Here is a 12,695-nt window from a genome sequence, read left to right on the forward strand (position 1 = left end):
GGTCGATCTCGACGGGGAACGGCAGCTCGGTGCGCGGCGACCCCTCGTGCACGGCGACCGGCGGGTGGACGCCCTGCTCCCGGTCGAGCCGGGACCCGTGCACGACGGGGGCGTCGTCCTCGCCGCGCCCGACCCGCCGGCTGAACGGGAACGCGGTGCCACCGGTGTCTTCGCTGGTCCGTCCCTGCGGAGGCGCGTTCGTCCACGTGCCCCACACGCCGCCGTGGTGGCGGTCCGAGCGCTCTCAGTAGCCGAAGGCCCGGGCCGTGTTGGCCGCGATCGCCGTCGCCAACTCGTCCTCCTCCAGGGCGAGATGGGCGGCCATCGCGCGCAGGGTGACCGGGATCAGGTAGGGGGCGTTGGGGCGGCCGCGGTAGGGGTGGGGGGTGAGGAAGGGGGCGTCGGTCTCGATCAGGACGCGGTCGAGGGGGGTGGCGGTGAGGGCTTCGCGCAGGGGGTGGTTGGCCTTGTAGGTGACGGGGCCGGCGAAGGAGAGGTACCAGCCGTGTTCGGCGCAGGTCTTGGCCATGGCGGCGTCGCCGGAGTAGCAGTGGAAGACGGTGCGTTCGGGGGCGCCCTCTTCGAGGAGCAGGTCGATGACGTCCTGGTGGGCGTCGCGGTCGTGGATGACGAGGGCCTTGCCGTGCCGCTTGGCGATCTCGATGTGCCGGCGGAAGGACTCCTTCTGCAGGTCGGCGCCCTCGGGGCCGGTGCGGAAGTAGTCGAGTCCGGTCTCGCCGACGGCGAGGACGTGCGGGAGGGCGGCGAGGCGGTCGATCTCGGCGAGGGCCGCGTCGAGGGCGGCCTGCCCGCCGGGCCCCCGCCGCTGCCCGGACCAGCCGTCGGGGTCGCCGAGGAAGATCCGGGGGGCTTCGTTGGGGTGCAGGGCGACGGCGGCGTGCACCTGTTCGTACTGTTCGGCGAGCGAGGCGGCCCACTGCGAGCCGGGGACGTCGCAGCCGACCTGGACGACGGTGGTGACGCCGACCGAGGCGGCCCGGGCCAGGCCCTCGGCGGGGGTGCCGGACTGCATGTCGAGGTGGGTGTGCGAGTCGGCGACCGGGACGGCCAGCGGCTCGGGGAGCGGCGGCGGGGTGGAGCGGTCGTCGTTCTTCTTCGCGGCCATCAGGAGGTGGTCTTCTCTTCGAGTCGGGGGAACAGGGGGTCGCCCTTGGTGACGGTGACGCCGACGGGCAGGCGTGCGGGGTCGGCGAGGCGCTGGTCGGCGAGCGGGCCGAGGGCCGGTCCGGCGCCGAGGGAGTCCCAGAGCGCGGACGCGGCGGTCGGCATCACGGGGTTGAGCAGGACGGCGGTGGCCCGCAGCGCGTCGGCGGCGGTGTACAGGACGGTGGCGAGCCGGTCCGCGTCCGCGGGGGACTTGGCGAGCTTCCAGGGCTCCTGCTCGGTGAGGTAGCCGTTGACGGTCCTGATGAACTCGAAGATCGCGGCGATGCCGCCCGCGAAGTCGAGTTCCTCGCCGATCCTCCGGTCGGCCTCCTCGACGGCCTTCGCCAGCGCGTCCGCGACGGCCTGTTCGGCCCGGCCGCGGGCGGCGGCCGCGGGCAGCACCCCGCCGTGGTACCTGCCGATCATCGCGGTGACCCGTGAGGCCAGGTTGCCGAAGTCGTTGGCGAGTTCGGAGGTGTAGCGGGCGGTGAAGTCCTCCCAGGAGAACGACCCGTCGGTGCCGAACGGGACGGCCCGCAGGAAGTAGTAGCGGTAGGCGTCGACGCCGAAGTGCGAGGTGAGGTCGGTGGGGGCGATGCCGGTGAGGTTGGACTTGCTCATCTTCTCGCCGCCGACCATCAGCCAGCCGTTGGCGACGATCCGGCGGGGCAGCGGCAGTCCGGCGGCCATCAGCATGGCGGGCCAGATGACGGCGTGGAAGCGCAGGATGTCCTTGCCGACCAGGTGCACGGAGGCGGGCCAGAGCCGGGCGAAGCGCTCGGGGTCGGCGCCGTACCCGGCGGCGGTGATGTAGTTCTGCAGGGCGTCCACCCACACGTACAGGACGTGCTGGTCGTCCCAGGGCAGCGGGACGCCCCAGTCGAAGGTGGAGCGGGAGATCGACAGGTCCTTGAGGTCCTGCTCGACGAAGCGGAGCACCTCGTTGCGGGCGGCGGCGGGCTGGATGAAGTCCGGGTGGGCGGCGTAGAACTCCAGCAGCTTCGGTCCGTAGGCGGAGAGCCGGAAGAAGTAGTTCTCCTCCTCCAGCCACTCGACGGGGCGCCGGTGGACCGGGCAGAGCCTCTCGCCCTCGGTGGCGCCGGGCAGCAGTTCGCCGGGGAGCTTGTACTCCTCGCAGCCGACGCAGTAGGGGCCGCTGTAGCTGCCCCGGTAGATCTCGCCCTTGTCGTACAGGTCCTGGACGAACTCCTGGACCCGGTCGGTGTGCCGGGTCTGGGTGGTGCGGACGAAGTCGTCGTTGGCGATCCGCAGGTGCTCCCAGAGCGGCTTCCAGGCTTCCTCGACCAGCCGGTCGCACCACTCCTGCGGGGTGGTGCCGTGGGCCTCGGCGGTGCGCAGGATCTTCTGGCCGTGCTCGTCGGCGCCGGTGAGGTACCAGACGTCCTCGCCGCGCTGGCGGTGCCAGCGGGTCAGCACGTCGCCCGCGACGGTGGTGTACGCGTGGCCCAGGTGGGGCCGGTCGTTGACGTAGTAGATCGGGGTGGTGACGTAGTACGCGCCGCCGCCCGGGTGCTCTGCCATGGCCGCCATAGCCCGGGATCCTAGTCGGGCGCGGCCCCGCCCCGGGCGGGGCGGGGCTGGGCGGGGTCAGCCGGTGCGGCGGGAGCCGAACGGCCAGTGGCGGCGCCGGGCCCGCAGTCCGGGCGGTTCCGGCGGGCCCTCGGGTTCGGCGGTGGGGGCGTAGCCGGAGCCCTTCTCCATGACGGCGGCCACGCCGGCCACCCGCCCGGCCCGCATGATCCGGACCCGTTCGCCGCCGCAGCCGGGGCAGACCAGCTCGCGCAGCGGGGAGGGGACCCGGACGCCGTTGGCCGTGTACTCGACGACGGTGTGGCCGTCCCGGGCCGTGTGGTGCTCGATGTCGTACGCCTGCTCCCAGCCGTAGCCGCAGTTGAGGCAGGCGAAGGAGTACGCCTCGTGGACCGTCTGCACGGGGGCGGGACGGCTGGTCGTGCCGAGGCCGCTGGGTGCTCCGCCGTTCCGGGGGCTGTCGATCGTGTCGCTCATGCGCCACCTCGCTTCGCTCGGAGCCCGTCGCCCGGTCCTTCCGGCCGGGTGCGGGTTGTTCCATCCCAGGGAATGCCCGGGAGGCTCCGTCCGATACCCGGCTTGCCAAGTCTTGGTCCCGAATTGGCCCTCCGCTGGGGTGCTCATTCCAACGTACGCGCGATTCCGGCCATTGCCATACAAACTGACCGGAAGCGCGGCGGGGCGGGGCGGAACGGCCGGTCAGGGGGCGTGCTTGGCGGCCACCACGGCGTCGAACACCACCGACTTGCGCAGGCCCAGCTCGGTCGCGACCGCCGCGATCGCCTCCTTGCGGCGCTCCCCGGCCTCCTCCCGGACGGCCACCCGGCGGGCCAACTCGGCCGGGCCGACCTCCTCCGGCGCGGCCGGCGGGGCGCCGGCCACCACCACGGTGATCTCGCCCCGGACGCCGTCCGCGGCCCAGGCGGCCAGCTCGCCGAGCGGGCCGCGCTTGACCTCCTCGTAGGTCTTGGTCAGCTCCCGGCAGACCGCGGCCGGGCGGTCGGCGCCGAACGCGGCGGCCATCGCCTCCAGCGTCTCGGCGATCCGGTGCGGGGCCTCGAAGAACACCATGGTGCGCGGCTCGGCGGCGACCTGGGCGAGCTGCCGGGAGCGGTCGCCGGCCTTGCGCGGCAGGAAGCCCTCGAAGGTGAACCGGTCCACCGGCAGCGCGGAGAGCGCCAGCGCGGTCAGCACCGCGGACGGGCCGGGCACCGCGGTCACCTTGATCCCGGCGGCGACGGCGGCGTCCACCAGCCGGTAGCCGGGGTCGGAGACCGAGGGCATCCCGGCGTCGGTGACCAGCAGCACCCGGGCGCCGCCCTGCAGCGCGGCCACCAGCTCGGGGGTGCGGGCCACCTCGTTGCCCTCGAAGTACGAGACCACCCGGCCCGCCGGGGCGACGCCCAGCGCCTGGGTCAGCCGGCGCAGCCGCCGGGTGTCCTCGGCCGCGATGACGTCCGCGCCGGTCAGTTCGGCGCGCAGTCGGGGCGGCGCGTCCTCGACGTCGCCGATGGGGGTACCTGCCAGTACGAGAACACCAGTCACGGCACCATCCTCCCCTACCGGCGGGCGGCTCGTGGCTGGTGAACGGGGCGCGGGTGGGAAGCGAGGGTCGGGGACCCCTTGTGACTTCAGCCATTGCCCCTACGATGTGGCCCGTGAACGGCGACATGGAGAGTGGTATGGACCACCCCGAGCGGGGCGGCGTGACCGTGCTGGAACCGGCCGACCCGGCCGCCGTTCCGGCGCCGCGCGCGGAGCCCGGACCGACCTCCCGTTGGGCCCGCGCGCTGGCCGGCGCCGGCTACCGGGCGCCCCGGCGGGCGTCCGCGGCCGAGCAGTTGGTGCCGCGGATGCCGGACGGGCCGGGGGTCACCCCGGCGGTGGTCGAGCCCTCGCCGCTGCTCGCCCGGATCGGCGTCCGGCTGCCCGACCCGCTGTGGTCCTGGCTGTGCCGGTGGGCCGGCTGGCTCGGCCCGCTCGCCGTCGCGCTGTTCGCCGGGGTGCTGCGCTTCACCAACCTCGGCAGCCCGCACGCGCTGATCTTCGACGAGACGTACTACGCCAAGGACGCGTACGCGCTCTGGCACCTCGGCTACGAGAGCAGCTGGCCCGACGACGCCAACGGCCTGATCACCGCGCCCAACCCGGCCGTCCCGCTGCAGCACCAGGCCGCGTTCGTGGTCCACCCGCCGGTCGGCAAGTGGATCATCGCCCTGGGCGAGCAGCTCTACGGGATGTCCCCGCTGGGCTGGCGGTTCATGGTGGCGGTGCTCGGCACCCTCTCGGTGCTGATGCTGGCCCGGATCGGCCGCCGGATGTTCCGCTCCACCCTGCTGGGCTGCGTGGCGGGCCTGCTGCTGTCGGTGGACGGCCTGCACTTCGTGCTCAGCCGCACCGCCATCCTCGACCTGCTGGTGATGTTCTGGTTCCTGGCCGCGTTCGGCCTGCTGCTGGTCGACCGGGACCGGACCCGGGCCCGGATCGCCGAGCGGATCGAGCAGGGCCTGCCCGCCGACTGGTGGCACCTGGGCTGGCGCCCCTACCGGCTGGCCGCGGGCGTCTGCCTGGGCCTGATGACGGGCACCAAGTGGAGCGGCGCCCCGGCGATCCTCGCCCTGGTGCTGCTCGCCGCGTTCTGGGACTCCTCGGCCCGCCGGCTGGCCGCGGTCCGCCGCGTCCCCGGCAGCCTGCCGCTGGTCGTCCGCCAGCTCTGGGACTTCTGCTGGTCCGGCCTGAGCATCGGCCTGGTCGCGGGCGCCACCTACCTGGCGGGCTGGACCAGTTGGATCCTCTCCTCCCCCGAGCCCGGCAAGGGCGGCTACCTGCGCGACTGGGCGGCCCAGCACCCCGGCGGCTCCTGGACCTGGATGCCGGACTGGGCCCGCAGCCTGTGGCACTACCACCACGAGATCTGGCACTTCAACGTCAACCTGACCAGCCCGCACACCTACCAGTCCAACCCGTGGAGCTGGCTGCTGCTCGGCCGCCCGGTCTCCTTCTTCTACGAGTCCCCGAAGAACGGCCAGTCCGGCTGCACCACCGCCGAGTGCGCCCGCGAGGTGCTCGCCATCGGCACCCCGCTGCTGTGGTGGGCGGGCATCGTCGCGCTGGTGTACTGCCTGTACCGCTGGGTGATGCGCCGCGACTGGCGGGCCGGGGCGATCCTGTGCGCGCTGGCCGCCGGCTACCTGCCCTGGTTCAACTACCAGGCCCGGACGATCTTCCTGTTCTACGCGGTGTGCTTCGTCCCGTTCCTGGTGCTCGCGGTGACCATGATGATCGGCGCGATGCTGGGCCGGGCCGACGCCTCGCCCGACCGCAGGCTCGCCGGGGGCACCGGCGCCGGGCTGCTGGTGGTCGCCGTCATGTGGAACTTCCTGTACTTCTACCCGATCTACACCGGGCAGACGATCCCGATGGACGACTGGCGGGCCCGGATGTGGCTCGACACCTGGATCTGACCGGCCCGGCCGGACGGCCACGACACCTGCACACGTGTACCGGAACTGTCACAAACCACCGGCGTGTCGTGAGTGCACGGAAGAGGTCTGCCTATGGTGTCGTGGCCGCTGAACTCCGACGGCCACGACACACCCTGGGGACACGACGTGAACAAGGGCGCGAAGATCGGCGTCTCGGTGATCGCAGCCGCGGTGCTCGTCGGCGGCGGGTACGGGGCCTACGCCCTGGTCTCCGGCGACGGCTCGGGCGGGGCCGCGGCGAAGAAGCCGCGCACGGTGGTCGCCGAGCCCCCCAGCCAGGAGCTCGCCGCCTCCGGTGCCAAGGCCTTCCTGGACGCCTGGGGCAAGGGCGACCTGTTCGCCGCCGCCAAGCTCACCGACGACCCGGACAAGGCCCAGGCCGCGCTGCAGGCCTTCCAGTCGAACGTCAAGCCCAGCGCCGTGCACCTCACCGTCGGCGGCCCCACCACCGCGCCCAGCCCGGCCGCGTCCAAGTCGGCGAGCGCCCCGGCCTCGTCCTCGGCCTCCGCGTCGGCCTCCGCCACCGGGAGCCCCGCGCCCACCGGCGTGCTGGAGAGCTTCAAGGCGTCCCTGGAGTTCGCCGAGACCGGCACCCCCTGGAACTACGACGGCGTGCTCGGCGTGGTCAAGATGAGCGACGGCACCGCCGCCGTGCACTGGGCCCCCAGCGTCATCCACCCCAAGCTGGACGCCGACGAGACCATCTCGATCAAGCCGCTGTACGCCGCGCCCTCCACCGTCACCGACCGCAAGGGCAGGCCGCTGGCCGCCTACGCCTCGCTCGCCGGCCTGCTCGGCAAGCTCAAGGGCGCGGCCCCGCAGGGCGGCGACCCGGCGGACGCGGGCAGCGGGGTGGTGATCTCCGCCGCGAACGCCTCCGGCGGCAAGGGCGCGGACGAGAAGCTGTTCACCATCAAGGAACCCAAGCCCGTCCCCAACCTCAAGCTCACCATCGACGCCGACCTGCAGGCCGCCGCCGAGCAGGAGGTCGCCGCCACCGGCAAGCCCTCCTCGCTGGTGGCCGTCGAGCCCAGCAGCGGCAACATCCTGGCCTACGCCTTCTCGCCCTCGACCGGCCAGAACCGGGCCTTCTCCGGCGCGACCGCGCCCGGCTCCACCATGAAGGTGATCACCTCGGCAGCCCTGCTGGAGGCCGGCCTGACGCCCACCTCGCCGATGCCCTGCCCGGAGACCACCATGGTCACCGGCAAGTCCATCTCCAACGACGAGCCCGGCGCGCACCCCGACTACACGCTCACCGACGCGTTCGTGAACTCCTGCAACACCTCCTTCATCGAGAAGGGCAAGGACGTCCTCAAGCCGGGCAGCCTGCCCACCATCGCCAAGGACGTCTTCGGGCTCGGCCTGGTCTGGCAGACCGGCCTGTCGAACTTCGACACCGACATCCCGACCGAGGGCAACATGGCGGGCGCGGCCAGCGAGTTCATCGGCCAGGGCAAGGTGCGCACCAACCCGCTCGGCATGGCCTCGGTCGCCGCGACCGTGCAGTCCGGGGTGTTCCGGCAGCCGATCCTGGTGCCCGGCATGGAGCAGAAGAAGGCGGCCCGCAACCTCTCCCCCGAGGTGCTCGGCAGCCTGCAGTCGCTGATGGTGCAGACCGTCCGCTCCGGCACCGCCGCCGCCGTCAAGCCCGCGCTGCCGGCCGGCTCCGGCGCGAAGACCGGCACCGCCGAGGTCGACAACAGCACCGACGCGAACTCCTGGTTCACCGCCTACTCCGGCAACCTGGCGGTCGCCGCCGAGGTCCAGGGCGGCGGCCACGGCGCCACCGCGGCCGGGCCGGCGGTCTCCAAGGTGCTGCGGGTCGGCAACAAGTAGGCAGCGCCGCGACGAAGAGCAGGGGCCCCTCCCCGGGGCCCCTGCTCCGCGTTCCGGCCCGGCCGGCGGTCGGCCGTTCCGCGTCCCGGGCTAGTGGTCGGTGCCGGCGAACCTGCGCAGCAGGTTCTCGGTGACCTTGCGGGTGAAGTCCCCGGCCCGGCCGTCGATGCCGTGGACGGCGCTGCCGCCCGCCGGGCCGGTCGCGTCCAGGGACTCCACCCAGCGCATGGTGCCGGTGGCGAAGACCAGCGCCCCGCTGCCCGCCCGGTAGAGCGCGGTGTCCGCGTAGGAGTGCCGGCCCTCGCAGACCACCGGGGAGTGCGCGATCGTCTCGATGCCGGCCGGGGTCGGGAAGGACGGGTCGACCCGGTCGTACTCGACGCCGACCAGGTGCGGGAAGCTGTCGCCGCTCTTCGCCCCGGTGCCCGCCAGCAGCCAGTGGCCGGGGTCGGTGACCACGTACGGGGCGTCGACCGGGTAGCCGTCGTAGATCACGCCGAGCAGCGAGGACTCGGGGTCGGCGCCGGGCGGGGAACGGAAGTCGGTGGTGGCCGGGTGGCCCGCCCTGTAGCCCGGGTCGTCCTTCCAGGCGCCCTTCCAGCAGACCACGGTGCGGTCCGGCCCGGTCGGCGAGGGTTCGTAACGGACGCGCCGGTAGCAGCAGTTGGCGCCGAGGAAGGCCAGGTGGGTGCCGGCGTCGCGGGCGGCGGTGACGTGGGCGCGCTGTTCCGGGGACCAGTACTCGTCGTGGCCGAGCGAGAGCACCGCCCTGGCGCCGTGCAGCAGTTCGGGGTCGGCGGCCAGGTCGATGCCGGTGGTGTAGGAGAGCGGGATGCCGAGCCGCTCGGCGAGCGCGATCAGCGGGGCCTCGTAGACCAGGAACAGCCCGGCCCCGTCGTCGTACCGGTAGGGCCGGTCGAAGGTGACCTGCAGCGAGCGGGTGGGCAGGCCGCCGGTGGGGCCGTTGTACAGGTTGTAGCCGCCCCACTCGTTGTACGCCTGCCAGGTGGCGACGGCGTTGACCACGACGGTCGTCCCGGCGGTGGTGCGCGAGCGCACCGTCAGCGGGACGTACTGCTGTCCGGCGCCGCCGTCGGCGTCCAGGCGCAGCAGGTAGCAGCCCTCGGGCCAGCCGGTGGTGTCGACGGTGGTGGTGCGGGGCCAGGCGGTGCTGACCGCGCGGGTGGTCCTGTCGACGGTGAACGGTGCCTGCTTGCCGCCCGGCAGCGGCCCGGACGTCCAGACCCTGCGGGCCCGCGCGCCGCCGTACCAGCCCATCCGGTAGGCGGTGACGGTGAAGCCGGGGGCGGTGGTGGAGACGTGCAGGCCGACCTGTTCGCCGGGCAGGGCGCTGACCCGGTCCGCCCAGCCCTCGATCGTCCCGGCCGGGCCGGCGTTGCCGATCCGCCAGTCCGCGTCGCCCGGGCGGGCGTTCTCGGCGGCGGTGGCGGACGGGCTCGGGGCCGGGGTCGGCGGGGCGGTGCCGCTGCCGGGGGCCGGGGCGGGCCCGGCGGGGCGGCTCGGGCCGCAGGCGGTGAGGCCGGCCGCGGCGCCCGCGGCCAGTCCGAGGAATCGACGGCGTCCGGTGGCGCCCAAGCTCACTCCCGTGTTCGAACGTGCTGCGGACACGATAGGCGGGCCGGGGTCCGGCGGGGCGCCGCCGGACCGGTCATGACCGGTTCTCGGGCGGTTCGGGGTGTTCGGAGCCGTCCCGGCCGGCGAGGCGGGAGTGCTTGGCGCTGTAGGTGAAGTAGAGCACCGCGGCGAGGGCGAGGACGACCGCGAAGGCCAGGAAGGTGTCGGCGTGCAGCTTGGTGATGAGGTAGACGCAGAACGCGGCGCTGAGCAGCGGGGTGACGGGGTAGAGCGGGACCTTGAAGCCGCGCGGCAGGTCGGGGCGGGTGCGGCGGAGCACGATGATGCCGAGGGAGACCGCGGTGAAGGCGACCAGGGTGCCCATCGAGGTCATGTCGGCCAGCAGCTTGAGCGGGAAGACCGCGGCGAGCACGGCGACCGCGGCGCCGACCGCCAGGGTGTTCCAGACGGGGGTGCCGGTGCGGGCGGAGACCCGGGTGAAGGGGGACGGCAGCAGGCCGTCGCGGCCCATCGCGTAGAGGATCCGGGTCTGGCCGTAGATCACCACCAGGGTGATCGAGAAGATCGAGACGATCGCGCCGGCCGCGAAGACCAGGGCGGGCCAGCTGTGCCCGGTGACGTCCTGCAGGATCTGCGCGAGCCCTGCTTCCTGGCCGTCGAACCGCTGCCAGGGCTGGGCGCCGATCGCGGTGACGGCGACGGCGAGGTAGAGCGTGGTGACGACGACCAGCGAGATCAGGATGGCCAGCGGGAGGGTGCGCCGCGGGTCGCGGACCTCCTCGCCCGCGGTGGAGACGGCGTCGAGGCCGATGAAGGAGAAGAAGATGGTGGAGGCGGCGGTCTGGACGCCGTCCCAGCCGTTGGGCGCGAACGGGGTGAAGTTGCCCGCGCTGAAGCCGGTCAGGCCGACCGCGACGAACAGCACCAGGATGACCAGCTTGATCGCCACCATGGCGGCGTTGACCTTCGCGGACTCGCCGACGCCGCGGATCAGCAGGACGGTGACCAGCAGCACCAGGACGACCGCGGGGAGGTTGAAGACGCCGCCCGCGCCGGGCGGGGCGGTGAGCGCGGCCGGGAGGTGCAGGCCGAAGGCCAGGTTGGAGAACTGGTTGAGGTACTGGCCCCAGGTGACGGCGATCGCGGAGGCGGAGACGCCGTACTCCATCAGCAGGCAGACGCCGACGCCGAACGCGACGAGTTCGCCCATGGTGGCGTAGGCGTACGAGTAGGAGGAGCCCGCGACCGGGATGGCGGAGGCGAGTTCGGCGTAGCAGAGCGCGGTGAGGCCGGCCGTGACGGCGGCGATCACGAAGGAGAGCACGACGGCGGGGCCGGCCTCGGGCACCGAGGTGGTGAGGACGAAGAAGATGCCGGTGCCGACGGTGGCGCCGATGCCGATCGCGGAGAGCTGCCAGAGTCCGATGGAGCGGCGCAGGTGCCCGGCTCCGGTGCCGCCCGCTTCGGCGATCAGGGTGTCCACGGACTTGCGCCGCAGCAGGCGGGTGGTGCTCATCGGTGTCCTTCTGGTGGGGAATCAGCCCGGTGACAGTACCAAAGGGTGGTTTTCCACCGATTGGACCCGGCTACCGGTTGAGTACGGTCTGCATGACGGACCTGGCGATGGGCGCGGCGAGCCCGCCGCCGGTGACGTCGTCGGCCTGGCTGTCGGCGACGACCACGGCGACGGCGACCGGCGGGACGGCGGTGGAGCCGGCCGGGCGGGCCCAGGCGATGAACCAGGCGTAGGGGGTGCCGGAGTTGTCGACGCCGTGCTGGGCGGTGCCGGTCTTGCCGCCGACCTCGGCGCCGGGGATCCGGGCGTTGCGGCCGGTGCCGTTCTCGACCACGTCGACCATCAACTGCCGCAGCTGCTGGGCGACCGCGGCCCCGAACGCCTGGTGGTAGAGGCTCGGGTGCATCAGCTGGACCTGGCTGCCGTCGGCCTTGGTCAGCTTGTCCACAAGCTGTGGATACATCACCTGGCCGTCGGCGGCGGCCCCGGCGGCGACCATGGCCATCGCCAGCGGGGTGGCGGCGGTGTCGTACTGGCCGATCGAGGAGAGGGCCAGCTGGGACTTGTTCATCTCGGTGTCGAAGTTGGAGCGGGCGGCGCGCACCGGGGTGTCGAGCCGGGCGTCGTTGAAGCCGAAGTTCTTCGCCATCGCGGTCATCCGGTCGAGGCCGGTCTGCACGCCGAGGTAGCCCATCACGCTGTTGCAGGAGAGCGTCATCGCCTCGTCGAGCGAGAGCCCGGCCCGGTCGCAGGCGCCGGTGTCGTTGTTGAGCGGGGTGGTGGTGCCGGGCATGACGTACGGGTAGGGGGCGTCGGTGGGCGCCTCGATGTCGGTGACCACGCCGTTCGCGAGGGCGGCGGCGGCGGTGACCACCTTGAAGGTGGAGCCGGGCGGGTAGATCTGGCGCAGCGCCCGGTTGAGCATCGGCTGGTCGGGGTCGTCCTGGAGCTTCTTCCAGGCGTTCTGGTCGGCGGCGGAGGTGCCGGCGAAGGTGCCGGGGTCGTAGCCGGGGGTGGAGGCGAGGGCGAGGATCCGGCCGGTGGCGGGTTCGATCGCGGCGACGGCGCCCTTCTGGTTGCCGAGGCCCTGCATGGCGGCGCGCTGGGCGGCCGGGTCGATGGTGGTGGCCACGTCGCCGCCGGGCTGCTGCTGCCGGGTGACCGCGTCCCAGACCGCCCAGCCGGCCAGCCTGGGGTCGGTGCCGGAGAGCAGGTCGTCGTGGATGCCTTCGAGCTGGGTGTTGCCGTAGGTCTGGGAGGAGTAGCCGGTGACGGGGGCGTACAGCGCGCCGTCGGTGTAGGTGCGCTTGTAGGCGTAGCGGCCGCCGGTGGGGGCGGAGCCGGTGACGGGCTGTCCGGCGACCAGCAGGTTGCCGCGGGGCTGGGCGTAGCGCTGGATGGTGGCGCGCTGGTTGGCGCTGTTGTGGTCGAGGTCGTGCTTCTGGAAGACCTGGACCCGGGTGGCCTGGACGGCCAGGGCGACGATCAGCAGCACGCAGAAGGTGCCGGCCCGGCGCCCGGTGGTGGAGATGCCGGGGAGC

Annotated in this window: 9 protein-coding genes; 2 read left to right on the forward strand and 7 right to left on the reverse strand. The window is 73.2% G+C overall.

Translation table 11 applies throughout. From position 1 onward, the window contains the following. Positions 1-244: 244 nt before the first annotated feature. The 4 genes from EDD39_RS02900 to rsmI form a co-directional block, all read right to left on the reverse strand. Positions 245-1,126: a TatD family hydrolase gene (locus tag EDD39_RS02900; RefSeq protein WP_123553228.1), complete on the reverse strand. Its 882-nt coding sequence runs from the start codon at positions 1,124-1,126 to the stop codon at positions 245-247. Further along, entirely contained in the window at positions 1,126-2,718 is a 1,593-nt protein-coding gene (metG, locus tag EDD39_RS02905) for a methionine--tRNA ligase (protein WP_123553229.1), read from the reverse strand. Before metG ends, EDD39_RS02900 begins: the two co-directional genes overlap by 1 nt. A 57-nt stretch (positions 2,719-2,775) precedes the next feature. After that, on the reverse strand, positions 2,776-3,195 hold the full coding sequence (locus tag EDD39_RS02910) for a hypothetical protein (protein WP_123553230.1): 420 nt from the start codon (positions 3,193-3,195) through the stop codon (positions 2,776-2,778). Positions 3,196-3,417: 222 nt separating this feature from the next. Then, the gene (rsmI, locus tag EDD39_RS02915; protein ID WP_123553231.1) at positions 3,418-4,263 is read right to left on the reverse strand and encodes a 16S rRNA (cytidine(1402)-2'-O)-methyltransferase; all 846 of its coding nucleotides are present in this window, start codon (positions 4,261-4,263) and stop codon (positions 3,418-3,420) included. A 137-nt stretch (positions 4,264-4,400) separates the two neighbouring features. Here rsmI and EDD39_RS02920 point away from each other — a divergent pair, with 137 nt between their 5' ends. Further along, positions 4,401-6,182, forward strand: coding sequence for a dolichyl-phosphate-mannose--protein mannosyltransferase (locus EDD39_RS02920; protein ID WP_123553232.1), 1,782 nt, complete (start codon positions 4,401-4,403; stop codon positions 6,180-6,182). 93 nt (positions 6,183-6,275) lie between these two features. Further along, positions 6,276-8,042 carry a penicillin-binding transpeptidase domain-containing protein gene (locus EDD39_RS41875; protein ID WP_123553233.1) on the forward strand — a complete coding sequence of 589 codons (1,767 nt, stop codon included), beginning with the start codon at positions 6,276-6,278 and terminating at the stop codon, positions 8,040-8,042. A 90-nt stretch (positions 8,043-8,132) separates the two neighbouring features. On the opposite strand, the gene EDD39_RS02930 is transcribed toward EDD39_RS41875, so the two are convergent. The 3 genes from EDD39_RS02930 to EDD39_RS02940 form a co-directional block, all read right to left on the reverse strand. Further along, a complete protein-coding gene (locus EDD39_RS02930; RefSeq protein WP_425269634.1) occupies positions 8,133-9,644 on the reverse strand; it encodes a N,N-dimethylformamidase beta subunit family domain-containing protein in 1,512 nt (503 codons plus the stop codon). A 67-nt stretch (positions 9,645-9,711) separates the two neighbouring features. After that, positions 9,712-11,154: an APC family permease gene (locus EDD39_RS02935; protein ID WP_123553235.1), complete on the reverse strand. Its 1,443-nt coding sequence runs from the start codon at positions 11,152-11,154 to the stop codon at positions 9,712-9,714. A 70-nt stretch (positions 11,155-11,224) separates the two neighbouring features. Then, on the reverse strand, positions 11,225-12,685 hold the full coding sequence (locus EDD39_RS02940; RefSeq protein ID WP_123560080.1) for a penicillin-binding transpeptidase domain-containing protein: 1,461 nt from the start codon (positions 12,683-12,685) through the stop codon (positions 11,225-11,227). Positions 12,686-12,695 lie beyond the last annotated feature (10 nt).

The organism is Kitasatospora cineracea (assembly GCF_003751605.1).
Classification (GTDB): domain Bacteria; phylum Actinomycetota; class Actinomycetes; order Streptomycetales; family Streptomycetaceae; genus Kitasatospora; species Kitasatospora cineracea.